The following is a 23,272-nucleotide window of genomic DNA, read 5'->3' as shown; positions in this document are numbered from 1 at the left end:
CTGCAAACGTCCGTCGGGGAGACCGACCTCCGGGCGCGTGGCCCGGAGGTGGCTTGATGCGTGTTCGTGGAGCGCGGCGCATCCATCGGACGGATGCGCCGGTGTTGCGGAGCGACTTAGATCTTGCCCACGAGGTCCAGCGACGGGGCGATCGTCTGCGCGCCTTCCTTCCACTTGGCCGGGCAGACCTGGCCGGGGTTGGCGGCGGTGAACTGCGCCGCCTTCAGCTTGCGCAGGGTTTCCGACACGTCACGGGCGATCTCGTTGCTGTGGATCTCGGCGGTCTTGATGACGCCTTCCGGGTTGATGACGAAGGTGCCACGCAGGGCCAGGCCTTCTTCTTCGATGTGCACGCCGAAGGCGCGGGTCAGCTGGTGGGTCGGGTCGCCGACCAGCGGGAACTGGGCCTTGCCCACCGCCGGGGAGGTTTCATGCCACACCTTGTGCGAGAAATGCGTGTCGGTGGTGACGATGTAGACCTCGGCGCCGGCCTTCTGGAACTCGGCGTAGTTGGCGGCGGCGTCTTCCACTTCGGTTGGGCAATTGAAGGTGAAGGCGGCCGGCATGAAGATCAGGACGGACCACTTGCCCTTCAGGGTGCCGTCGGTGACTTCGACGAATTCGCCGTTGTGGAAGGCGGTGGTCTTGAACGGCTGGACCGGGGTGTTGATCAGGGACATCGGAGATCCTCGTGAGTGGAGTGGGTGTGGTGAATCGATGGCGCCATGGTAGGCAGGGACTATTGATATCTCAAATCGATTGATGGAATTGAATAGATAGTTTTTAACTATCGAAATCCCGGCGCCGATGCGCTACCTGGCGACCGTGATGCCTGACGTAGGGATTAAAGTCATGTTTTTCAACAAGTTGAAGGAGATCCGGCTGGCTCATCATTCATGCCTGCTACGCGCATGCGATATCCGGCGGGCGCCCGGCACGCCGTGAACAGGGAAATGGTCCGGAGCAGGGTGGCCAGCCAGGCTCCATACGCCATTGAGCACCATGATGGTGCGCCGCGGCGATACGGCTGGGTCCTGCGGGCCCCGGCCCGCTACCATGCGCGGCAATGCCCGCCGACCTGATCACTGCCCGACTTGACCTGGCCCTGCGCGCCGCCGCGTCCCGCTTGCCCGGACCCGACGCGCGGCACGAGGCCGAGCAGCTGCTGCTGCATGTGCTGGGCCGCGACCGGGCGTGGCTGTTCGCGCATGGCGACGACCCGTTGCCAGAACGGGAGGCCGCGGCGTTCGACGCCCTGCTGGCGCGGCGTATCGCGGGTGAGCCACTGGCGTACCTGCTGGGCCGGCGCGGGTTTTGGACGCTGGACCTGGAGGTTTCCCCCGCCACGCTGATCCCGCGCCCCGAGACCGAGCGACTGGTCGAACTGGCACTGGAGCGGCTGCCGGGCGAGCGTCCGCTGCGCATCGCCGACCTGGGCACCGGCAGCGGCGCCATCGCGCTCGCGCTGGCCAGCGAAAGACCGTTGGCGCAGGTCGTCGCGACCGACCTCAGTGAAGAAGCCCTGCGGGTGGCGCAGTCGAACGCGCACGCGCACGGTCTGGCCAACGTCGCGTTCCGCCGCGGCAGTTGGCTGGTGCCATTGGCAGGAGAGCGCTTCGACCTGATCGCCAGCAATCCGCCCTACATCGCCGACGGCGATCCCCACCTGGTGCAGGGCGACCTGCGCTTCGAACCGCCCACGGCGCTGTCGTCCGGCGCCGACGGACTCGATGCGATTCGCGAGATCGTGTCCGCGGCCCCCGCGCACCTGCTGCCGGGTGGCTGGCTGCTGCTGGAGCACGGCTGGGACCAGGGCGAGGCGATCCGCGCACTGTTGGCCGGTTCGGATTTCATCGACGTGGCGACCTTGGCCGACCTTGAAGAGCGCGACCGCGTCACCCTCGGGCGCGTCACGGAAGGGCAGGACCGCAGCCGCTAGACTGTCGCTTTCATCCAGGACTGGCCGCCCATGCGCACGCTGTACCCCGATATCGAGCCGTTCGACACCGGCACGCTCAAGGTCGATGACCGCCACACGCTGTACTACGAGCAGTGCGGCAATCCACAGGGCAAGCCCGTGGTGCTGCTGCACGGCGGGCCGGGCGCCGGCTGCAGCCCGAAGATGCGCCGCTTCCACGATCCGGCGAAGTACCGCATCGTGCTGTTCGACCAGCGCGGCTCCGGCCGCTCCACGCCGCATGCCGATCTGGTCGACAACACGACGTGGGACCTGGTGGCCGACATCGAGAAGCTGCGCGAGACGCTCGGCATCGAGCGCTGGCAGGTGTTCGGCGGCAGTTGGGGCTCCACGCTGGCGCTGGCCTATGCCGAAACGCATCCGCAGCGCGTCACGGAGCTCGTGCTGCGTGGCATCTTCATGCTGCGCCGCTGGGAACTGGAGTGGTTCTACCAGCAAGGCGCGAGCCGTCTGTTCCCCGATGCCTGGGAGCACTACATCACCGCGATACCGCCGGTGGAGCGCCACGACCTGATTTCCGCCTTCCACCGCCGGCTGACGTCCGACGACAAGGCGACGCGCCTGGCCGCCGCGAAGGCGTGGAGCGTGTGGGAAGGGGCGACCAGCTTCCTTCACGTGGACGCGGATTTCATCAGCGGTCACGAGGAGCCGGAGTTCGCGCTGGCGTTCGCGCGCATCGAAAACCACTACTTCGTCAACGGCGGCTTCTTCGAGGTCGAAGACCAGTTGCTGCGCGATGCCTCGCGCATCGCCGACATCCCGGGCGTCATCGTGCATGGGCGCTACGACGTGGTCTGTCCGATCGCCAATGCGTGGGAACTGCACAAGGCGTGGCCGAAGGCGAAGCTCGAGATCACGCCAGCCTCGGGCCACTCGGCTTTCGAAGCCGAGAATGTCGACGCCCTCGTGCGCGCGACCGACGCCTTCGCCTGACGCCCCATCGCAGACGGGAGAACACCATGGAGCATTCGCGCGCCACCGCATCCGCGTTCGACCAGCGTGTGCTGGACCTGTACGACGACTACGTCCATGGCCGCGTCGACCGGCGCGGTTTCTTGGCTGGTGCCGCGCAGTTCGCCGTGGGCGGCACCACGGCGGCCGCGCTGTTGGCGGCGCTGACGCCGCAGTACGCGTTCGCGGCACAGGTGGCCGTGGATGATCCACGCATCACCACCGTCTACCGGACGTTTCCCGCGCCGCAGGGCCATGGCGAAGGCCGTGGCCTGCTGGCGATGCCGCGCGCGACGGGCCCGTATCCGGTCGTGCTGGTAGTGCACGAGAATCGCGGCCTGAATCCTTACATCGAAGACGTCGCTCGCCGGCTGGCGGTGGCGGGCTTCATCGCCTTCGCCCCCGACGCGTTGTATCCGCTTGGCGGCTATCCGGGTAACGACGACGCCGGGCGCGAGATGCAGGCCACGCTGGATCGCGCCAAGGTGCTGGCGGACATGGAGGCTGCAGCGCATTTCGCGCACGGGCTCCCGCGCACCAACGGCAAGCTGGGCGTGGTCGGATTCTGTTTCGGTGGCCTGGTCACCAACCTGCTGGCGGCGCGGCTGCCCGACCTGGTGGATGCTGGTGTGCCGTACTACGGCGGCCAGCCCCCAGCGGAGGAGGCGGCGCGCATCAAGGCGCCCTTGCTGCTCCAGTTCGCCGAACTGGATACGCGTGTCAACGCGGGTTGGCCTGCCTACGAACAGGCGCTCAAGGCAGCCGGCGTGCCCTACATGGCGCATGTCTATCCGGGCGTCAACCATGGATTCCACAACGACACCACGCCCCGTTACGATCAGGCGGCCGCCGACCTCTCCTGGCAACGCACGCTCGCGTTCTTCCGCCTGCAGCTCGCCTGATCGGCGCGCAGCCCACCGCGCCACCCGCGATGCGCCGGACGTGTCCGGTGCGCGCACAGCGGTGCGATCCAGTCGTGTGGGTGCCGCTCCTTCCTTGAGGCGTGACGGCGCAGGCCACGTGATGGGGGCGGATCGAGCAATGACGGCACACGCGGCAACGCAGGCGGGCGAGGCGAGGATCGGGCTGGAAGATGTCGACATCCCGCGGCTGGGGATGGCGGCCATGCGGTTCATCAAGGCGATCGAACAGGGTCAGCACGATGTCTTGTGGGATGCTGCCTCCGCATCGATCCGTCGTGCGATGGGACGTGAGGCGTTCGTCGCGTTGATGGCGCAGCGGCACGGTTCGCTGGGTCGGGGCCGCGGCCGTCGCTGGGCGGCCGTGCGGGTCGACCAACCCAGCCAGCGGCCGCGATGGCAGCCGGGCACGTATGCCGTGCTGGAGTTTTCGGTGATGTTCGGCGAAGCCGGCGCGCCGCATCGCGAAACGGTGACGCTGCGGCGCGAGGAGGAAGGCGTCTGGCGGCTGGCAGGCTATGCGGTCAAGGCGGACTGAGGCGCGTCAGTCCCGCGGCGTGCCGTCCAGGGTGTGGTCGATCATCCAAAGCCCCGCCCAGAGCTTGGCGTCCAGTTCGTATCCCTCCCGCATCTTCTGCACCAGCCACGCAGCCGCACGCACGCGCGGGATCGCATGTACGGTGATGTCTTCGTCACCGTCACCCCCGCCTTCTCCGATCCTACGCAACCCGGTCGCGCGGACGAAGGCGATCTTCTCGCTGCTGCTGCCGGAAGATGTCGGGCCGATCATCAACACCTCGGCACGCTCCGCCGTCCAGCCGGTTTCTTCCTCCAGTTCCCGGATGGCGGACACCTCGATCGATTCGCCGGCATGGATGTCGCCGACCAGGCCCGCCGGCATCTCGATGGTCCGCGCCTGCAACGGCACACGGAACTGCTCCACGAACAGCACATCGTCATCCGGCGTCACCGCGATGATGATGGCCGCCAGCCCACCGGCATGCGCGCGTTCCACGTATTCCCACGTGCCGCGGACCATCATTCGCTGGTATTTGCCCTGCCACACCACATGGGCGGGCTGTTGGCGCTTGTCGTCATCACGATCATTCATGGGGCGATGCTATCGGGTGCGCGTGACGATTCACAGCGGTTGATCGCGGGGCTATTCCAGCCCCGCCGCCACCCGCAACCTCCGCCGGGTCATCGGGCCGAAGCGCAATGCATCCGAGAGGCCGGCCAGCATGTCGCCATCGGCCTGGCCACGTGCGTGACCGGTTTCCACCTCGCCGAGCGGTGCGTCCAGGACGATCGTGGTGAGCTGGCGCCACAACAGGGCATGCTCGCGCTGCTCGCGCAGGCGCACGGCGAGTGTCGCGGCACCGCGCAGCCTCAGGAACGCGACTTCATCCATGCGTGCGAGCAGGGTGTCCAGATCGCCGAAGTGCGCCAGCAGCACGGCGGCGGATTTCGCGCCGATCCCGGTGACACCGGGAATGTTGTCCACCGCATCGCCCGTCAGCGCCAGGTAGTCGGCGATCTGCCGTGCTTCCACACCGTGCCGCGCCTTCACGCCCTGCATGCCCCAGCGCTGGCCGCGGGCGAAGTCCCATTGCTCGTCGTGCTCCTGGAGGAGTTGCGACAGGTCCTTGTCCGCGGACACGATGATGCCGCGGAACCCTTGCGGCCTTGCGGCATGCAATGCGCTGCCGATCAGGTCGTCTGCTTCGTATTCGCCATGGGCGAGCACGCTCAGTCCGAGCGCGGCGCAGAGCGCCTTGCAGTGCGTGAACTGTCGCCGGAGTTCTTCCGGCGCAGGATCGCGATTGGCCTTGTAGGCCGGATAGAGGCGATTGCGGAAGCAGCTGTCCAGTGCCTCGTCGAAGGCGATGGCGATGTGCGCGGGGCGCTCCTTTTCGAGCAGTTCCAGCAGGAAGCGCGCGAAGCCGTGCACCGCATTGGTGGGCCAGCCATCGGCATCCTGGAATTCGTCCGGCATCGAGTGCCAGGCGCGGAACACGTACAGGCTGGCGTCGACCAGGTGGAGCGGACGCATCACGGCCTGCTCAGGCATGGGGCGTCCAGTCGCTGAGCAGCGCGGCGGGATCGGGGCGTTCGCGTTCGGGGGCGTCCAACTGCGGTGTGCCGATGTGGATGAAGCCGGCGATCTTCTCGTTCGCAGCCAGGCCGAGCGTTTCCGCCACGGCATCGTCGTACGCCATCCAGCCGGTCAGCCATTGCGCGCCGAAGCCGAGTGCCTGCGCGGATTGCAGCAGGGCAAAGCAGACGCTTCCCGCAGTGAGCAGTTGCTCCTGCTCCGGCACCTTGTGGCCCGAGGTGAGGCGCGCGACCACGGTGATGATGAGCGGCGCATGCGAGAAGCGCGCGCGGTCCTTCGCGACCACGGCGTCCGCCGCAGCGGGATCGAGATGCAAGGTGCGTGCCGCCAGGCGTTCGCCGAGCGCATGCCGCGCTTCGCCCTGGATGCGGAGGAAACGGAACGGCACCAGCTTGCCGTGGTCCGGTACGCGGACCGCGGAAGCGAGCATCCTGAGCAACGTGGCGTCGTCAGGGCCGGGGGCGCCGAGCTGTTTGGAGGGCACGGAACGGCGTGCGTCGAGGAAGCGCAGGGGATCGGTAAGCGACATGCGTCAAGTTTACCGTGTCACATCTTGTTGCATGGCACTAAAATGCCGAGGCCATCACGGTTGCCGGTCCGCCGGATTTCCTACGATGTCTTCGCGGATCCCCGGTCCGTATCCCCCGAACTCCTTTCGCCTGCCAAGGCGGGGAACCTTGCGCATGTCGAACGTCCTCAATATCGCCGATCGGCCCGGTCGCGACACGCGCCTGCTGGATCAGGCGCGTGATGCGGCGATCCCGCCGCTGGTGGACGCCTTCGCGGTGGCGCTGGGTCGTTTCGACGATGCGCTGTTCGACCGCGCCGAGCGGGCCGGCCCCTCGCAGATGGCCTTCCTGGACGCGATGCGTGAACTGCGCCGCCGCCGCGAAGACATCATCGTGCGTTTCCGCGCCCACCTGCAGCGGGCCTGGAGCGCGCTGCAGGAAGGGCAGCCACTGTCCATGGAGCGCGCATTCGCGCAGGGGTCGGAAGACGGACTGACCCTGATAACGGACCAGGAGCTGGAATCCCGGCTGGCCGTACGCAACCTGGCCAGCGTCATCCAGCGCGACTGCAAGCCCGTCCTCGCGCGGCTGGACCGCCGCCTGGGCTGGATCGCCGGCAATGTCGTGCTGGACGTGGAGCTCAACCCCATCGGCCCCGAGCACATCGGCGTGGCCGTCCACCAGGCGTTCTCGGCGTGCGACCTCACGCCCGAGGTCCGGCTGGTGGTGATCAAGCTGTGCGAACGGGACCTCGTGCCCGCGATCGCGCGCATCTATGCATCGTTGGACCAGCGGCTCATGCAGGTCGGCGTGATGCCGGACCTGCCGTCGCGCCGCGCGCCGAAGCCGGAAGCTGGCGCGGCGCCGGACATGGAGAACGAGGGTGAAGGCGGTGAGGAGCCCGGCGCACCTGCGTGGGCAGCGCGTTTCCTCAATCGCATGGCCGGCGTGAGCCGTGGCCTCGAAGCCACGCGCGCCAACCCGATGATGGGCGGTTTCGGCGATGTGCCGCCAGGTTACGGCGCCGCACCCGGCGCACAAGGCGTCCTGCTTGAAGCGCTGCATCACCTGCTGCAGGAGTCGCGCCGTGGTCGCGATGCGGGCGATGCGGCGGAAGCGCGCGCGGCCGACCAGCGCCAGCGCGACCTGTCGCAGCGGGAAATGCTCTCGGTGCTGTCCCTGTTGCAGGCCACGCCCAGCGCCACGCTGCGTGCGGCGATCGGCGACAACGGAGAGTCGCTGGCGCAGCGTCTGAAGAACGAAGTGCTCAGCAGCGCCATGCAGCTCGGCGTGGACCCATCCACCGCGCGTCTGGCGCCCGTGGACGAGGACGCAATCGATCTGGTCGGCATGCTGTTCGACGTGATGCTGGACGAGCGCGACCTGGAGGGCCGTCCGCGCGAACTGATCGGCCGCCTCGTGGTGCCGTTCGTCAAGGTGGCGCTGCTGGACCGGCGCATGTTCGTGCAGAAGACACACCCGGCGCGCCGCCTGCTCAACGTGTTGGCGGAGGCCTGCGAGGGCAACAACGGCGAGAGCGCGGCCGAGCGCACGCTGCTCACCAAGGTGGAGGAGGTTGTCGACCGCCTGGTCGCCGAGTTCAACGAGAACCTCGCGATCTTCCTGACGCTGGAAGAAGAGTTCCGTGCCTTCCTGGAGCAGCATCGCCGCCGGATCGAGATCGCCGAACGCCGTGCCGCCGAGATCCAGCGCGGACAGGAGCGCCTGGAAGCCGCGCGCGCGCGCATGAACGCCGAACTGGACGAACGCCTCGCGGATCGCCGCGTCCCGCAGGCCATCGAGGATTTCCTGCGCCAGCCGTGGGCGCACCACGTCACCATGACGGTGCTGCGCGAAGGCGAGGAAGGCGAGGGCCTGCGCGAATCGCTCGCACTGGCGGACGGCGTGCTGGAGGAACTCACCGAAGCGCAGCGCCATGTCATCGGCAAGCCTTGGTTGCAGGCGTGGCGACCGGCGTTGCTGAAGGTGTTCGCCAGCGTCGGCATGAACCAGGATGCCGCGGGTGGCGCCGTGGATGCATTGCACGACACGCTGCAGGCGGTGGCCGCAGCGCGTCCCGACCTGGAAAAGGCGCTGCCGGAACTGCCGCAGGTGGTGCTGCCGAAACCGGTCATCGACGAGGAAGCCACGCCGATCCAGCTGGTCGCGGGCGCGGATACGCTCGAGTTCGACCACAGCGATGCCGACCACTTCCGCAACCTTGCGATCGGCACCTGGCTGGACTTCATCGACAAGGACAACAAGGTGCAGGCGGGCAAGCTGTCGTGGGTCAGCCCGATCTCCTCGCGCCTGCTGTTCGTCAATCGCCGCGGCGTGCGCTTCTGTGTCGCCTCGCCGGAAGAACTGGCCGCGATGGTGCGCCTGGGCCGCCTGCGCACGCACCAGAGCGAGGACGCGTTCGACAGCGCCATGCAGGGCGTGATCGAGCGCCTCGAGCCCGCCCCGTCCCCCGCCGCGGCGATCTGACCGTCCGACCCACCGCCGGTCCTCCGCTTCCGCGCGGGGATGCCGCGCTCTGTTAGCATCCAGACACGGATGACCTAACGACGAGGGGCGCATGGCGGTCGAAGTTCGGGTACTGAAGGAAACCGCGACCGGTGAGCGCCGCGTGGCTGCGACGCCGGAGACGGTCCGCAAACTGCTGGCCGCAGGCGCACGGGTGACCGTGGAGCGCGGCGCGGGCCAGGCGGCCGGTTTCGTCGATCAGGCGTATGCCGATGCGGGGGCGGAGCTCGTCGATGGCGAAGGCCGGGAGGGTGCCGACCTGCTGCTCTGCGTGCAGCCGCCGGCGCCAGACGCCATCCGCCATTTCAAGACGGGCGCCACGCTGGTAGGCGTGCTGCAGCCATCCGCCGATCCCGCGCGCGACGAAGCGCTTCGCGCACGCGGCATCCAGGCGTTCCCGCTCGAGCGGTTGCCGCGCACCACGCGTGCACAGGCGATGGACGTGTTGAGTTCGCAGGCGGGCATGGCCGGTTACAAGGCGGTGTTGATCGCCGCACAGCTGGCACCGCGTTTCTTCCCGATGTTGACCACGGCCGCCGGCACCATCCGGCCATCGAAGGTATTGATCGTGGGCGCTGGTGTGGCGGGCCTGCAGGGCGTGGCCACGGCCAAGCGCCTGGGCGCGCAGGTGGAGGGCTTCGACGTGCGTCCGGAAACGCGCGAGCAGATCGAATCGCTGGGCGGGAAGTTCCTCGACCTGGGCGTCAGCGCGGCAGGCGATGGCGGGTATGCGCGCCAGCTGACGGACGAAGAGCGTGCGCTGCAGCAGCAGCGACTGGCGGATCACCTGAAGGGTATCGACGTGGTGGTGTGCACCGCGGCGGTGCCGGGGCGGTCCGCGCCGAAGATCATCAGTGCGGCGATGGTGGAGGGCATGAAGCCCGGCAGCGTCATCGTCGACCTGGCCGCCGAAACCGGCGGCAACTGCGAACTTACCCGGCCGGGCGAGACCTACGAGCACCAGGGCGTAACCCTGGCCGGGCCGCTGAATCTCGCCAGTCTCGGCGCTGTCCACGCCAGCGAGATGTATGCCCGCAACGTGCTCAACTTCGTGTCGCTGTTCGTCAGGGAAGGTGCATTGCAGTTCGATTGGGACGACGAACTGCTGGCGAAGACGGTGTGGCCGGAGCGGCCGTTGGCGACGCCCGCCGTCGCCTGACGACGGATCTCAACGGTCTGGCCGCCGGTCGCGGTCGCGCGGCGGCGGCGCGTTGTCGCGCATCCAGGCCTCGCGCTGTTCGGGCGTCATCTTCTTCCACTGCTCGCGCAGCTCGGCGCGCTGCTCGGGGGTGAGCGTCTTCATGCGGCCATAGAGCGCACGCGCCTGTCGGCGTTGCTCCGGGTTCATGCCCTCGAAACGCTTCATGCCATGCCGTGCCTGCGCACGTTGTTCCGGTGTGAGCGCTTGCCAGCGCTGGGCGCGATCCATCATGCGCCGGCGCTCGTCCGGCTCGCGGTTCCAGCGATCGCGCACGGGTGCGATGAGCGCTTCGCGTTGCTGCGGTGTCAGCTTCTCCCACTCGGGCAGCGGCGCGGGCGTGGACTGCGCCCATGCGTGGCCGCTGGCAAGCAGCAGGCCAAGGACGAAAAGACGGGTGGCGCGGGCAATCATGGGGTCGACTCCATGGCGAGAGGCTGGGCATCGGCGGAAGCCAGCCACAGATACAGGTCGGGGTCTTCATCAAGCGCGCTGGGGACGCCGAGCGCGTCGGCCGTGATGTCGCTGGCCTGGGCATTGGACGATGTCGTGGCCACCGGGGAGGGCACAGGTGCATCCGGCGCACGCGGCAGCCACTGCAGTCCAAGCCCCACCGCGAGCACTGCGGAGAACGCTGTCGCCGTCAGCCAGCCCCAGGCGCGCGGGGTACCGGCCGCTGGCGCGCGACGCTGGTTCTCGTGGCGGGCGATCCGCAGCCGCAGCAGCGTCTGTGGCGACACCTGCGCCACAGCAGCCTGATGCAGGCGACGGGCCTGTTGGTCGAGGCCGTGGCCGTTGTCATGGGCGGGGTTCATCGGAATTCCTCCAGTTGCCGTTGCAGGGCATCGCGTGCCCGGGACAGGTGGGTCTTCACCGATCCCTCCGAGCAGCCCATCGCGCGCGCCGTGTCGGCCACATCCAGGTCTTCCAGCACGCGCAGGGTAAAGGCTTCGCGCTGCCGGGCGGGCAGATTGCGCAGGGCATCCACGAACCGCGCGTAGGCTTCACGTTGGTCGTGCGCCTGCGAAGGGCCGGCGCCGTGGTCGGGCGCCCAGTCCACCGGGCCTTCTTCGCCGCGGTCGCCGGTCGGCAGCAGCCAGCGCAGCCGGAAGCCCGCACGGCGCTGCAGGTCGACGATGCGCCGGCGCAGGATGCTCCAGAACAGGGGCGTCCATTCCGCAGCAGGGCGGTCGGCGTACACCAGCATCTTCATCATGGCGTCCTGCACGGCGTCCAGCGCATCCTCGCGATGGCGCAGGCCGGCTTCGGCGAAGCGGAACGCGCGCGGCCCGATGTCAGCCAGGAACAGATCGAGCGTCGCCGCCAGTGGGCTGGGCGACGACGTTTCCGGCGACGGACGGGGGGCGGTGGTGCTCACCAACATAGCTTAGCGGCCTGTGGCGTGAATCAGCCGCGACGGTCCAGCCGGCGATCGATGCGGTCGCCGCGACGGTCCCAATGCGCTTCGGCGCGCTCGCCCTTGCGGTCCAGGCGGCCGTCGATGCGGTCGCCACGGCGTTCCAGATGCTTCGCTGCGCTGGCGTGGCCATGGGTGTCGGCCCACTGCGCGCTGCGGTCGAAGCGCCGCTCGATGCGGTCGCCGCGCGCATCCATGCGGTGCTCCACGCGCTCGCCCTTGCGATCCAGCCGGTGGTCGATGCGGTCTCCTGCATCGCGCGCGGAGGCGACGCCGGTGGTGCCCAGCAGCAGTGCAACCAGGGCCAGCAGTGACACGTGCTTCATGGTCGGATCCTCGGGGTGGTGGGGTGCAGGGATGGGAACGCATCGCGCGGAACACGGTTGACAGGCCGGGAGGCGACGCCCGCCGGGTTCAGGTACGGTTATGATGCGGAGCACACCCTGCGCGCCGCGCTGCGGTGTCGACAACATGGACAGGATGGGGGAGCGGATGAGCGACGGGTTCGTGGCGCTGTACATCTTCATGCTGGCGGCCATCGCCGGGCACGTGATCATTTCGCGGGTGCCGGTGATCCTGCATACGCCGTTGATGTCCGGCTCCAATTTCATCCACGGCATCGTGCTGATCGGTGCGATGGTGGTGCTGGGCCATGCCGATACCACGCTGGAGAAGGCCATCGGCTTCATCGCCGTGCTGCTGGGTGCCGGCAACGCGGCCGGCGGCTATGTGGTCACCGAGCGCATGCTGGACATGTTCAAGAGCAGCAAGAAGCCGGGAGACGCCAAATGAGCGCGCTCACCCTGGTAAAGCTGAGCTACTTCGTGGCCGCCACGCTGTTCCTGCTGGGCCTGCAGCGCATGGCCAGCCCCAAGACCGCGCGCAGCGGCATCCAGTGGGCCGGCGCGGGCATGCTGATCGCCACCGTCGCCACGTTCTTCCTGCCGGGGCTGCACAACATCGGCCTGATGATCGCGGCCATCGTGATCGGCGTGGGCCTCAACTGGATCTGGGGCAAGAAGGTCGCCATCACCGACATGCCGCAGATGGTCGCGCTGTTCAACGGCATGGGCGGTGGTTCTGCGGCGGCCATCGGTGCCGTGGAACTGGTGCGCTATTCGTCCGGTGAACCGGCGCCATCGACCTTCACCTTGTCGCTGGCCGTCATCGGCGCACTGATCGGCGCGGTGTCGCTGACCGGCTCGGTGATCGCCTGGGCCAAGCTCGACGGGCGCATGGACAAGCGCTACACCTTCCCGGGCCAGCAATGGTTCAACGCGCTGGTTGCCCTGGCAGCGGTGGTATGCGGCGTGATGGCACTGACCACGCTGGCGATGCCGTGGATCGTCGCCTTCTTCGTGCTGTCGCTGGCGCTCGGCGTGCTGATGACGCTGCCCATCGGTGGCGCCGACATGCCGGTGGTGATCTCGCTGTACAACGCGTTCACCGGCCTGGCGGTGGCGTTCGAGGGTTACGTGCTGGGCAACGAGGCGCTGATCATCGCCGGCACCATGGTCGGCGCGGCCGGCATGCTGCTGACGCGGCTGATGGCCAAGGCGATGAACCGGAAGATCACCAACGTGCTGTTCTCCAACTTCGGCGGCGGTGGCGCGGCCATGCAGGAGATCGGCGGTTCGATGAAGCCCATCGAGGCCGCCGACGTCGCCGCGATGATGGCCTACGCCGAACGCGTGGTGATCGTGCCCGGCTACGGCCTGGCCGTGGCGCAGGCGCAGCACAAGATCTGGGAACTGTCGCAGAAGCTGATGGAGCGCGGGGTCAAGGTGAAGTTCGCCATCCATCCGGTCGCCGGCCGCATGCCGGGCCACATGAACGTGCTGCTGGCGGAAGCCGGCGTGCCGTATGACCTGATCGCCGACATGGACGACATCAACCCCGAGTTCGCCAATACCGACGTCTCGCTGGTGATCGGCGCGAACGACGTGGTGAACCCGGTGGCGAAGACCGATCCTGCCTCGCCGATCTACGGTATGCCGATCCTCGACGTGGTGAACTCGAAGAACACCATCGTCATCAAGCGCGGCAAGGGCACCGGTTTCGCCGGCATCGAGAACGCGCTGTTCTACGCCGACAACACCCGCATGCTGTACGGCGACGGCAGCGAGATGGCGAACGCGCTGGTCAGCGAACTGAAGGCGCTGGACGGCGGGCACTGAACGCACGTACCCGCACCCGTGGCAAAGAAAAAGCCGGGCATCGCCCGGCTTTTTCATGGAGTGCGGCACGCCGTATCAGAACCTGACCTTGGCGGTGATGCCGTATGCGCGCGGCTGGCCGGCGACGAACGTGGGCGTACCGAACTGGCGGCCGGTGTTGCCGGCATCGATCAAGTACTCCTCGCCGGTCAGATTGCTGCCCCACACGCCCAGGTCCCAGCGGCCATCGGCCAGCGTCACGCCCATGCGCAGGTTGAACAGGCCGTAGGCGTCCTGTTCCAGGCCGGGGGTGTTCTCGTCCTCGAAGTACACCTTCGACTTCCAACTGTAGGAGGGGCGCAGGTAGAAGCTGGCGCCGCCCATCGGCACGCGCCAGTCCATGCCGATCGCGGCGGCGTGGTCGGGCGTCAGGCGGAAGCGGTGGCCGGCGTAGAGCTGCGGATTGCCGTCGTCGTCGCGGTCGTCGAAGCGCGCATGCGTCCACGCGTAGTTGGCGAACAGCACCAGTCCGGTCGCCAGCTCGCCGGTGATCGAGGCTTCCACGCCCTTGGCCGTGGCGTTGCCGCCGTTGGTGGGGATCAGGAACGGGGTGCCGCCGCTGGGGTTGGGGATCTGCGTCTGGAAGTCGCTGTAGTCGTACCAGTACGCGGACACGTCATAGGCCAGGCGGCCGCCGGACGTGCCGCCTTTCAGGCCGATCTCGTAGCTGTTGACGATCTCCGCCGGCAGCACCTGGCTGCCTTGCGGGTTGATGTCGATCACGTTGGGGCGGCGACCGCGCGAGATGGTGGCGAAGGCACTCAGCGTCGGCGAGAAGGCATAGCGCGCGGCCACGCGGCCGACCACCGAATCGAAGTCCTCGCTGCGCTCCAGCTTGCCGGCCGTGGCGCTGTTGAGGATGTTGTTGCCGGCCAGCGGCGCGGGCGCACCGGCACCCAAGCCGTTGAACAGCGTGGGCGCGTTGCCCGCGAAGCCCTGGTAGCCCGCGGTCTGCTTCTCCCACGTCGCGCGCAGGCCCGCGCTCAGTTCCAGTGACGGCGTGACCCGCCAGGTGCCGTCGACGAACACATCCCAGGCCTTGGTCGTGCCGTAGTTGGCGAAGGCTTCGCGATGGTCCGGGTTGAGCAGCGTGTGCAGGCCACCCGGCAGGGTGTAGCCCACCAGCGGATCGCCATCGGGCCCGAACAGCGGGATCGCGGGGAACGGAATGCCGCCCAGCAGCGCGCCGATCTGCTGGCGGAAGGCGGCATTCTGCGAGAGCAGCGCGAGCAGGCTGCGTTCGTCGGTGGCGAAGGGCACGTACTGCGAGCCGTCCTCGACGAAGTAGCTGGCGCCGAAGAAGCCTGCGAAGGTGTCGCCGTTGTCGAAGCTGAAGCGGACCTCCTGGCTGAACTGGTCGCCTTCGGCGATCTCGGCGAACTCCATCGCCTTCAGGCGCGAGCCGTCGGCGTCGAATTCCTCATGCGAGTCGAAGCTGCGCCAGCCGCCGATGGTGTCCAGCGTCCAGTTTTCGCCCAGCGCGAACGAGCCCAGCGCGGTCAGGCTGCGCACGGTGCGGTCCAGGCCGAGTTCATCGCCGCGGTTGAGTTCGGCATCGGCATACGGGCTGGTGCTGCCCTGGCGGTTCGGGATCGTGCCGCTGATGAAGGCCGTGCCCGTCGGCGTGTCCTTCTGGTAGTTGGCGATCAGGTCGATCCGGCTGGCCTCGCCGATCATCGCGCCCAGGCTGGCGCGCAGCGCGGTGGTGTCCTTGCCGTTGAGCGTGCCGCCGGCGGCGTTTTCGATGCTGCCGTCGCGTTCTTCGTGGAAGACCGCTACACGCGCGGCCAGTGCTTCCGGTGCGATCTGCGCGTTGAAGTAGCCGCTGGCCAGGCGCTGGCTGTCGCTGCCCACGCCCAGTTCGAAGGCACCGCTGGTGGCGTCCTTGGCCTTGTTCTGGATGTAGTGCACGGCGCCGACCTGCGCGGCGCGGCCGAACAGCGTGCCCTGCGGGCCGCGCAGCACTTCCACGCGCTCCATGTCGAACAGGGCGGCCGAGGCGCCGCGCGAGCGGCTGATCGACACGCCGTCCTGGAACACCGAGATGCGCGGCTGCACGTTGGCTTCGCCGCTGTCCGAGGTGATGCCGCGGATCACGTAGCCGGGATTGTTCGGGCTCTGTTCCTGCACCTGCAGGCCGGGCACGAAACCGGCCAGATCGCCCAGCGTGGTCATGCCCTGGCGGTCGAGGAAGTCGCCGGAATACGCCGTGATCGCGATCGGCACTTCCGACACCTGCTGCTCGCGCTTCTGCGCGGTCACGACGATGGTGTCCAACTGCGTGGCAGTGCCGGCATCGGGTGCGTCGGCCTGTTGCGCGAGCGCGAGGGCAGGACTGGCCAGCACCACGCAGAGTGCGACGGTGAGGGAGCGGCGGGCAAGGTGACGCGTTGTGCGGGTGCTGGGAGTCATGGCAGGCCGGTGGAGGGAGGAGGGAAGGCGATGCGCCGCGCGCGAGGCATGGCGAAGCGACGGCACAGGCTGACCGCTTGATGTTGCTGCGCCATGACGGGCCCGACTGCCATATCACCGCAACCTCCGCCGGCGATGCTGCGCGGCTTCGTGACATGGAGCACTGCGTGAACGCATCCGATCCTTCTGCGCTGCGCCCGTCGCGGCGCACGTTCCTCAAGCTGACGCTGATCGCCGCCAGCCTGCCGTTCGCGAGCCGCTGGTTTCCCGCGCAGGCCGCGCCTGCGGTGAGGCGCGATGCGTTCCCGCAGTCGGTCGCGTCGGGTGATCCGCGGCCGGACCGCGTGCTGCTGTGGACGCGTGTCCCCGATGCGGCGGGTGGCGATGTGGCCGTGCGCCTGCAGGTGGCGGACGACGCGGCGTTCTCGCAGCTGCGCATCGAGCGCGAGCTCACCGCGCGCGCGGAGCACGACCACTGCCTGCGCGTGCGCGTGCAGGAGTTGCAGCCGGGACGGCGCTACTACTTCCGCTTCCTGCGCCGCGAGGGCAGCGCGTGGATCTCGTCGCCGCTGGGCATGACGCGCACCGCACCCGCCGCCGATGCGCCGACACCATCCCTGCGCTTCGCCTTCATGAGTTGCCAGGACTATGGCGGGCGCTGGTACAACAGTCTGGTGCCGTTGCTGCAGGAAGACCTCGACTTCGTGCTGCACCTGGGCGACTTCATCTATGAGTCGGTAGGCGATACGAGTTTCCAGCGCGCCGATGGCGCGCGCGGCATCGTCTTCGACGACATGGACGGCGCGTTGCGGGTCGGTGCCGAGGGCGGCGGCTACCTCGCGGCCGCCAGCCTGGACAACTACCGCCAGTTGCATCGCCAATACCGGACCGACAGCGTCCTGCAGGCACTGCTGGAACGCGCGCCGTTGGTCGCTATCTGGGACGATCACGAGTTCAGCGACGATTGCTGGCAGGACCACGCCACCTACGAAGAAGGACGCCGCGACGAAGGTGATGTGCGTCGGCGCCGCAACGCCGAGCGCGCCTACTTCGAATACATGCCGGTCGATGTGGCCGTCGGCGAAGTGGATGCCACCGGTGCACACACCGTGGACGACGACCGCCTGCACCCGAATGGACAGCTGTGGCGCCGACTGGACTACGGGCGCGACGTCAGCCTGTTGCTGCTGGACTACCGCAGCCACCGTCCGGACCATCCGATTCCCGAGGATGCGTTCCCCGGCGCGCTGGCGTACGACGAAGCTGCGCTGCGCCGGCTGGCGCCCGGCATCGGCATGGACTGGTCGGTCCTGTCGACAGCGCTGATCCCTTACCTCGATCTTGGCGACGAGCACTGGAAGCCCTTGCGCAAGCCGCTGCGGCGCGCGCTGACGAAGGCATACACCGACGCGGGCGTGGACAAGCGCGATGCCACGGCACGCGCCACCACATTGTCCATGCAGCCGATGGCGGTCTACGTGGTCCGCGATGTGCTGACGCGCTACAACGCGGCAGTGCCGGGCTTCATGGAAGTCGATCTTCCGCCGGACGCCCACGACGACTATCTGCGTGGCCTGCCCTGGCTGGCCTTCGGCAAGAGCGCGCTCTTCAGCCACCTGGGCAGCCGCTACATGGTGGTGAAGGAGAGCTACGACCTGCTGCTGGCGCTGCGCCGTGCGGACGGGGCGTTGCCGTCCGCGCTGGGGGATGCGCAGCAGGCATGGCTGGCCACGCAACTGTCCGACGCACCGACGCGTTCGTTCTTCGTGGCCAGTTCGGTCTCGATGACGCCGATGGTGCTCGACCTGTCCAACCCCGCGCTCGATGCGCCGCCGCTGTTGCGCCGGAAGTTCTACCTCAACGTCGACCAGTGGGACGGCTTCGGACTGCAGCGCGATGCGCTGGTCGCGGCGCTGGACCGCTCGGCCGGCGCGGTGGTGCTGTCGGGCGACATCCATGCCAGTTTCGCCACGCAGCATTCGGCACGCACGGTGGAATTCACCGCGCCCGCGATCTCGTCATCCACGCTGTCGGCCATCATGGCGGATGCGGCGAAGGCGGATCCCGCCACGGCGTCCGCGGGCGAGCGGCTCGTCGCCGGCCTGGACGCCTTGCTGGCGGCGGGCGAGCCGCGCATCCGGCATGCGCAGACGCGCCACCATGGCGTCGGTCTGTTCCAGCGCGATGCCGGGGGCGACTGCGAGGTGCAGTTCCTGCTGCTGCCGGCGGACCTGTGCAGCCAGCGGCTTTACGACGACACGGCGCAAATCGATGCCGCACTCGTGCGCGAGCGGTTCGACCTGGTGACCGGGGCAACCGGTGAGCGGGTTTTGAAGAAGCAGACCTGACGCTGCGGCGTCAGCGCGTCCACCAGGCCGCCAGCAGCGGCGCCGCCACCAGGGCCGCGACATCCAGCGGCGTGGTGGTCAGGGACACCAGCGTCCACGCATGGTCCGAGCCCAGCCGCAGCACCGAATCCCATGGATTGAGTCCGAACGCGAAGCCCATCTGGGTCGCCGCGATGGTCCACAGCGCCAACGCGGCGATCGCGCCGGTGGCCAGCGCCCCCAACACGGCACGACGCGGTCCCGCGGGCATGCCGCACAGGCGCAGCACCAGCACTACGTCAAGGGCGGCGGCCAGGGCCATCCAGCCGGCCTGCCGCTGCAGGTAGAGCGCCAGCGCCACCCAGATCACCAGCACGCTGCCACCGGCCAGCACGAGCATGAGGGGAACAAGCCACGGGGCGGAACGACGCTGGGCGGGGGACATGGAGACTCCGACAGGGCCGCCAAGGATACGGCCTGAACGCGACCGCCGGGGCGCGGGCGCTACAATAGGCCGCCTTGCAGCGCCCCACGCGCGCCCCCATCTGGTCCGGCATGTACTCCCGCAGCAGCGAACCCGTCCAATTCTCCCGCGATTGCGCCGCCGTACTGGTGCCGCAGGGCGAACTCGTCACCCTGCCGGCCGGCAGCTATGGCTACATCACCCAGGCCCTCGGCGGCAGTTATACCGTCTTCGTCGAAGGCAACCTGATGCGCATCGCCGGCAGGGATGCGGATGCCATCGGCAAGGAACCCTCCGAACCCCTCTCGCTCCCCGACGACGCCAGCGACGAGGAAGTTGAGGCGCTGGTGTGGAACCAGCTGCGCACCTGCTTCGATCCGGAAATCCCCTTCAACATCGTCGACCTCGGCCTGGTCTACGAGGCCAACCTCACCACCCGCGAGGACGGCCAGCGCGGGGTCGACGTGAAGATGACGCTGACCGCGCCCGGCTGCGGCATGGGCGAGATCCTGGTCGATGACGTGCGCAGCAAGCTGGAAATGATCCCCACCGTGGCCGAGGCCGATGTCGAACTGGTGTTCGATCCGCCCTGGGGCCGCCACATGATGTCCGAAGCCGCCAAGCTGGAAACCGGCATGCTCTGAGCCGCCGGCTCACCCGAAGCAGAACCCGTCAGGAAGGAAGAGATGAACGTGATGAACGCCGCCCCGTTGACCTACCGCGTGACCCGCAACGAGAAGGCCCGCACGGCCGCCGAGCGCGACGCCATCCTCGCCAGCCCCGGGTTCGGCCTGCACTTCACCGACCACATGGTCACCATCAGCTGGGACAAGGCCCAGGGCTGGCACGGTGCGGAAGTCCGCGCCTATGGTCCGCTGTCGCTCGACCCGGCTGCGTCGGTACTGCACTACGGCCAGGAGATCTTCGAAGGCATCAAGGCGTACCGCCACGCTGATGGTTCCATCTGGACCTTCCGTCCCGACGCCAACGGCGCGCGCCTGCAGCGTTCGGCCGCACGCCTGGCGCTGCCGCAGCTGCCGGTGGCCGAGTTCGTCGAATCGCTGCGCCAGCTGGTCGCCATCGACGGCGACTGGGTGCCGTCGGCGCCGGAGACCAGCCTGTACTTCCGTCCCTTCATGATCGCCACCGAAGCCTTCCTCGGCGTGCGCGCCGCGCATGAAGCCGGCTACTACGTCATCGCCAGCCCGGCCGGCGCGTACTTCGCCAAGGGCGTGGCGCCGGTGTCCATCTGGCTGTCCGAGGACTATGCCCGCGCCGCCAAGGGCGGTACCGGTGCCGCCAAGTGCGGCGGCAACTACGCCGCCTCGCTGTTGCCGCAGCAGGAAGCCCAGGCGCAGGGCTGCTCGCAGGTGCTGTTCCTCGACCCGGTGGAAGGCAAGTACCTGGAAGAACTCGGCGGCATGAACGTCTTCCTGGTCTACAAGGACGGCCGCATCGTCACGCCGGAACTGTCGGGCAGCATCCTGGAAGGCATCACCCGCTCCAGCATCCTGCAGATCGCACGCGACCGCGGCCATGCGGTGGAAGAACGCAAGGTCTCCATCGACGAGTGGAAGCAGGGTGTCGCGTCCGGCGACATCGTCGAAGTGTTCGCCTGCGGCACCGCCGCCGTCATCACCCCGATCGGCCAGTTGAAGGGCAAGGGCTTCGAAGTGGGCGACCTCAACGCGCCCGCAGGCGAGGTGACTATGGGCATCCGCAAGGAACTCACCGACATCCAGTACGGCCGCATCCCCGACCGTCATGGTTGGCTGGTGAAGTTGCGCGACTGACTGCTGTCGAGCGACCAGAAAAAGCCCGCTGAGTAGCGGGCTTTTTTTTGCGTAATCGCATGGCATCGATGCGAATAAAAAATTCGCTTTGCTCACGCGCGCAAGACGTAAATGAATCTACCAACGCATGTCCACCGGTAGCTCCGCTACATGCGTGTATTCCGACGATTACGTTTGCAACATCTCGCTGCGAAGTGTGTCTTTCATCGCTGATTCATCTCCGTGCTCTCCGTTAGCGTCGTCGTTGCGTCGTGCGTTGCACGACGTGCACCTGGTCGAACGCAACCGCCCGTCCACCCCCTCCCGTAGCAGCCCTGCGCCCTCGACCGGGCCATTGCCGCATTGGCGGCTTTTCATTTCATCGTTGAGGGAGAGTCTGATGTCTGGAATTGCAAAGCGTGGTTCGCGTATCCGCCTGCTGTGCCTGTCGTCCGCCGTGCTCGCATCGCTCTACGCGTTGCCGGCGATGGCCGGTCGCGTCGACATGAGCGGTCTGCAGGTGGAAGAACCCGGCGGCTACGACCGCTTCATCGTGAAGTACCGCGATGGCAGTACGGAAAGTTCCGATGCGGCACAGTTGCAGCGTTCGCTCAGCACGGCCGCCAGTACCGGCGTCGCCAAGCGCGGCGGTCGCGCGCTGGGCGTGCAGAAGCTGCGCCGGCTGGCGGCGGGGGGTGCGGACGTCGTGCGCGCCGACCGCAAGCTGGACCGCGTGGAAGCCGAATCGCTGATGCGGCAGCTGGCGGCGGATCCGAATGTCGAGTACGTGGAAGTCGACCAGCGCATGTACGCCGTGCTGACGCCGAACGACACGCGCTTCTCCGAGCAGTGGGGCTTCGGCACCACGGCGTCCGGCATCAACGTGCGTCCGGCCTGGGACAAGTCCACCGGCACGGGCGTGGTGGTGGCCGTCATCGACACCGGCATCACCAACCATGCCGACCTCAACGCGAACATCCTGCCCGGCTACGATTTCATCAGCGACACGTTCGTCTCGCGCGATGGCAACGGCCGCGATTCCAACCCCAACGACGAAGGCGACTGGAATCCTGTCGCAGGCGAGTGCTATGCCGGCTCGCCGGTCACCAACTCCAGCTGGCACGGCACGCACGTGGCGGGCACGGTGGCGGCGGTGACCAACAACGCCACCGGCGTGGCCGGTACCGCGTTCGGCGCCAAGGTGGTGCCGGTGCGCGTGCTGGGCCGCTGCGGCGGCTATACGTCCGACATCGCCGACGCGATCACCTGGGCTTCCGGCGGCACGGTCAGCGGCGTGCCCGCCAATGCCAACCCGGCCGAAGTGATCAACATGTCGCTGGGCGGCGGCGGCACCTGTTCCAGCACCTACCAGAATGCGATCAATGGCGCGGTGGGTCGCGGCACCACCGTCGTGGTCGCGGCCGGCAACAGCAACACCAACGTGTCCAGCGCCGTGCCGGCGAACTGCCCGAACGTCGTCGCCGTCGCAGCGACCACCTCGGCCGGTTCGCGCGCCAGCTTCTCCAACTACGGCACCGGCATCGACATCTCCGCGCCGGGCGCCAGCATCCTGTCCACGCTCAACACCGGCACCACCACGCCGGGCAGCGCCAGCTACGCGTCGTACAACGGCACGTCGATGGCGGCACCGCACGTGGCCGGCGTGGTCGCACTGATGCAGGCGGCGGCCGCGTCTCCGCTGACGCCGGCGCAGGTGGAGAGCACGTTGAAGAGCACGGCGCGTCCGCTGCCCGGCACGTGCTCGGGCGGGTGCGGTGCGGGCATCGCCAATGCGGATGGCGCGGTGACGGCGGTGCAGGGAGGTGACCCCGATCCGGATCCGGGCACCCAGACCTACACCAACGGCACCGATGTGAGCATTCCGGACAACAACAACACCGGCGTGACCAGCACCATCGCCGTGTCGGGGCGTACGGGCAATGCGCCCAGCAACGCGCAGGTGGCGGTGAACATCGTGCACACGTACAAGGGCGACCTGATCGTCGACCTGCTCGCGCCGGATGGCTCGGTGTACAACCTGCACAACCGCAGCGGCGGCAGTGCCGACAACATCAACCAGACCTACACGGTCAATCTGTCCAGCGAAGCCCTCAACGGCAACTGGCGCCTGCGCGCCCGCGACCGTGCCAGCATCGACACCGGCTACATCAACAGCTGGAGCATCACCTTCTGAGGATCGTCCCCGAGGGGACGCACAGGGAGGTGCAGGAAGAACCCCGGCCTTGGCCGGGGTTCTTTTTTGTCACTTTCTCCACCGGAGTCGGAGGCTTCGCATCAATCACATTCTCTGCAGAACCTGCCAAGTCGCATCGGCCTGTGGCGTCAGCCAGGATGAGGCACATGCATTCGATGTGCGATTGATGTAGATATGGCAGTGAGCGCGGACTTGCTCTGGCGGAATTGAAGGACCAGCGACGACGCGCCAGCATTGATCAACAGGAGGTTG

General features: G+C 67.9%; 22 protein-coding genes. 12 read left to right on the top strand and 10 right to left on the bottom strand.

What is annotated here, in order from left to right:
• Nucleotides 1-116: 116 nt before the first annotated feature.
• Entirely contained in the window at nucleotides 117-680 is a 564-nt protein-coding gene (gene ahpC, locus OY559_RS15130; protein WP_055940616.1) for an alkyl hydroperoxide reductase subunit C, read from the bottom strand.
• A gap of 386 nt (nucleotides 681-1,066) precedes the next feature.
• On the opposite strand from ahpC, the gene prmC reads away from it, so the two are divergent.
• The 4 genes from prmC (at nucleotide 1,067) to OY559_RS15110 (ending at nucleotide 4,387) form a co-directional block, all read left to right on the top strand.
• Nucleotides 1,067-1,939, top strand: a complete 873-nt coding sequence (prmC, locus tag OY559_RS15125; RefSeq protein WP_277727034.1) for a peptide chain release factor N(5)-glutamine methyltransferase — start codon at nucleotides 1,067-1,069, stop codon at nucleotides 1,937-1,939.
• A gap of 30 nt (nucleotides 1,940-1,969) precedes the next feature.
• Entirely contained in the window at nucleotides 1,970-2,911 is a 942-nt protein-coding gene (pip, locus tag OY559_RS15120) for a prolyl aminopeptidase (RefSeq protein ID WP_277727033.1), read from the top strand.
• A 26-nt stretch (nucleotides 2,912-2,937) separates the two neighbouring features.
• On the top strand, nucleotides 2,938-3,831 hold the full coding sequence (locus OY559_RS15115) for a dienelactone hydrolase family protein (protein WP_277727032.1): 894 nt from the start codon (nucleotides 2,938-2,940) through the stop codon (nucleotides 3,829-3,831).
• Between the two features lie 139 nt (nucleotides 3,832-3,970).
• Nucleotides 3,971-4,387, top strand: a complete 417-nt coding sequence (locus OY559_RS15110; protein WP_277727031.1) for a DUF4019 domain-containing protein — start codon at nucleotides 3,971-3,973, stop codon at nucleotides 4,385-4,387.
• Nucleotides 4,388-4,393: 6 nt separating this feature from the next.
• Here the strand turns inward: OY559_RS15110 and OY559_RS15105 are convergent, their stop codons facing one another.
• The 3 genes from OY559_RS15105 to OY559_RS15095 are packed head-to-tail and all read right to left on the bottom strand — an operon-like array spanning nucleotide 4,394 to nucleotide 6,494.
• Complete coding sequence (locus tag OY559_RS15105; protein ID WP_277727030.1) at nucleotides 4,394-4,960, bottom strand: NUDIX hydrolase; 567 nt, start codon at nucleotides 4,958-4,960, stop codon at nucleotides 4,394-4,396.
• A gap of 51 nt (nucleotides 4,961-5,011) precedes the next feature.
• Nucleotides 5,012-5,920 carry a 5'-3' exonuclease gene (locus tag OY559_RS15100; RefSeq protein WP_277727029.1) on the bottom strand — a complete coding sequence of 303 codons (909 nt, stop codon included), beginning with the start codon at nucleotides 5,918-5,920 and terminating at the stop codon, nucleotides 5,012-5,014.
• Nucleotides 5,913-6,494, bottom strand: a complete 582-nt coding sequence (locus OY559_RS15095; RefSeq protein ID WP_277727028.1) for a nitroreductase family protein — start codon at nucleotides 6,492-6,494, stop codon at nucleotides 5,913-5,915. Before OY559_RS15095 ends, OY559_RS15100 begins: the two co-directional genes overlap by 8 nt.
• A gap of 154 nt (nucleotides 6,495-6,648) precedes the next feature.
• On the opposite strand from OY559_RS15095, the gene OY559_RS15090 reads away from it, so the two are divergent.
• On the top strand, nucleotides 6,649-8,961 hold the full coding sequence (locus OY559_RS15090) for a PacR family protein (RefSeq protein ID WP_277727027.1): 2,313 nt from the start codon (nucleotides 6,649-6,651) through the stop codon (nucleotides 8,959-8,961).
• 91 nt (nucleotides 8,962-9,052) lie between these two features.
• Nucleotides 9,053-10,159, top strand: a complete 1,107-nt coding sequence (locus OY559_RS15085) for an NAD(P) transhydrogenase subunit alpha (protein WP_277727026.1) — start codon at nucleotides 9,053-9,055, stop codon at nucleotides 10,157-10,159.
• A 9-nt stretch (nucleotides 10,160-10,168) separates the two neighbouring features.
• On the opposite strand, the gene OY559_RS15080 is transcribed toward OY559_RS15085, so the two are convergent.
• The 4 genes from OY559_RS15080 to OY559_RS15065 are packed head-to-tail and all read right to left on the bottom strand — an operon-like array spanning nucleotide 10,169 to nucleotide 11,941.
• On the bottom strand, nucleotides 10,169-10,612 hold the full coding sequence (locus OY559_RS15080) for a DUF3106 domain-containing protein (protein WP_277727025.1): 444 nt from the start codon (nucleotides 10,610-10,612) through the stop codon (nucleotides 10,169-10,171).
• A complete protein-coding gene (locus OY559_RS15075) occupies nucleotides 10,609-11,013 on the bottom strand; it encodes a hypothetical protein (protein ID WP_277727024.1) in 405 nt (134 codons plus the stop codon). Before OY559_RS15075 ends, OY559_RS15080 begins: the two co-directional genes overlap by 4 nt.
• Nucleotides 11,010-11,582 carry an RNA polymerase sigma factor gene (locus tag OY559_RS15070; RefSeq protein WP_277727023.1) on the bottom strand — a complete coding sequence of 191 codons (573 nt, stop codon included), beginning with the start codon at nucleotides 11,580-11,582 and terminating at the stop codon, nucleotides 11,010-11,012. Before OY559_RS15070 ends, OY559_RS15075 begins: the two co-directional genes overlap by 4 nt.
• 23 nt (nucleotides 11,583-11,605) lie before the next feature.
• Nucleotides 11,606-11,941, bottom strand: a complete 336-nt coding sequence (locus tag OY559_RS15065) for a hypothetical protein (RefSeq protein ID WP_277727022.1) — start codon at nucleotides 11,939-11,941, stop codon at nucleotides 11,606-11,608.
• Nucleotides 11,942-12,107: 166 nt separating this feature from the next.
• Here OY559_RS15065 and OY559_RS15060 point away from each other — a divergent pair, with 166 nt between their 5' ends.
• Both OY559_RS15060 and OY559_RS15055 read left to right on the top strand, forming a co-directional pair.
• Nucleotides 12,108-12,407 carry an NAD(P) transhydrogenase subunit alpha part 2 gene (locus OY559_RS15060; protein ID WP_142125856.1) on the top strand — a complete coding sequence of 100 codons (300 nt, stop codon included), beginning with the start codon at nucleotides 12,108-12,110 and terminating at the stop codon, nucleotides 12,405-12,407.
• Complete coding sequence (locus OY559_RS15055) at nucleotides 12,404-13,792, top strand: NAD(P)(+) transhydrogenase (Re/Si-specific) subunit beta (protein ID WP_277727021.1); 1,389 nt, start codon at nucleotides 12,404-12,406, stop codon at nucleotides 13,790-13,792. Before OY559_RS15060 ends, OY559_RS15055 begins: the two co-directional genes overlap by 4 nt.
• A 75-nt stretch (nucleotides 13,793-13,867) precedes the next feature.
• On the opposite strand, the gene OY559_RS15050 is transcribed toward OY559_RS15055, so the two are convergent.
• On the bottom strand, nucleotides 13,868-16,243 hold the full coding sequence (locus tag OY559_RS15050; RefSeq protein WP_277727020.1) for a TonB-dependent receptor: 2,376 nt from the start codon (nucleotides 16,241-16,243) through the stop codon (nucleotides 13,868-13,870).
• Between the two features lie 167 nt (nucleotides 16,244-16,410).
• Here OY559_RS15050 and OY559_RS15045 point away from each other — a divergent pair, with 167 nt between their 5' ends.
• Nucleotides 16,411-18,591, top strand: a complete 2,181-nt coding sequence (locus OY559_RS15045; protein ID WP_277727019.1) for an alkaline phosphatase D family protein — start codon at nucleotides 16,411-16,413, stop codon at nucleotides 18,589-18,591.
• 10 nt (nucleotides 18,592-18,601) lie between these two features.
• Here OY559_RS15045 and OY559_RS15040 read toward each other — a convergent pair whose 3' ends face one another.
• The gene (locus OY559_RS15040) at nucleotides 18,602-19,015 is read right to left on the bottom strand and encodes a hypothetical protein (RefSeq protein WP_277727018.1); all 414 of its coding nucleotides are present in this window, start codon (nucleotides 19,013-19,015) and stop codon (nucleotides 18,602-18,604) included.
• Between the two features lie 110 nt (nucleotides 19,016-19,125).
• Here OY559_RS15040 and sufT point away from each other — a divergent pair, with 110 nt between their 5' ends.
• From sufT to OY559_RS15025, 3 genes are all read left to right on the top strand, one after another.
• A complete protein-coding gene (gene sufT, locus OY559_RS15035; protein WP_277730022.1) occupies nucleotides 19,126-19,677 on the top strand; it encodes a putative Fe-S cluster assembly protein SufT in 552 nt (183 codons plus the stop codon).
• 51 nt (nucleotides 19,678-19,728) lie between these two features.
• On the top strand, nucleotides 19,729-20,826 hold the full coding sequence (locus tag OY559_RS15030) for a branched-chain amino acid aminotransferase (RefSeq protein ID WP_277730021.1): 1,098 nt from the start codon (nucleotides 19,729-19,731) through the stop codon (nucleotides 20,824-20,826).
• Between the two features lie 379 nt (nucleotides 20,827-21,205).
• Complete coding sequence (locus tag OY559_RS15025; protein WP_277727017.1) at nucleotides 21,206-22,999, top strand: S8 family peptidase; 1,794 nt, start codon at nucleotides 21,206-21,208, stop codon at nucleotides 22,997-22,999.
• The last annotated feature ends 273 nt before the right edge of the window (nucleotides 23,000-23,272 follow it).

The sequence above is a fragment of the Pseudoxanthomonas sp. SE1 genome (assembly GCF_029542205.1).
Lineage (GTDB): Bacteria > Pseudomonadota > Gammaproteobacteria > Xanthomonadales > Xanthomonadaceae > Pseudoxanthomonas_A.
This window is presented reverse-complemented; position numbering and strand designations above follow the sequence as displayed.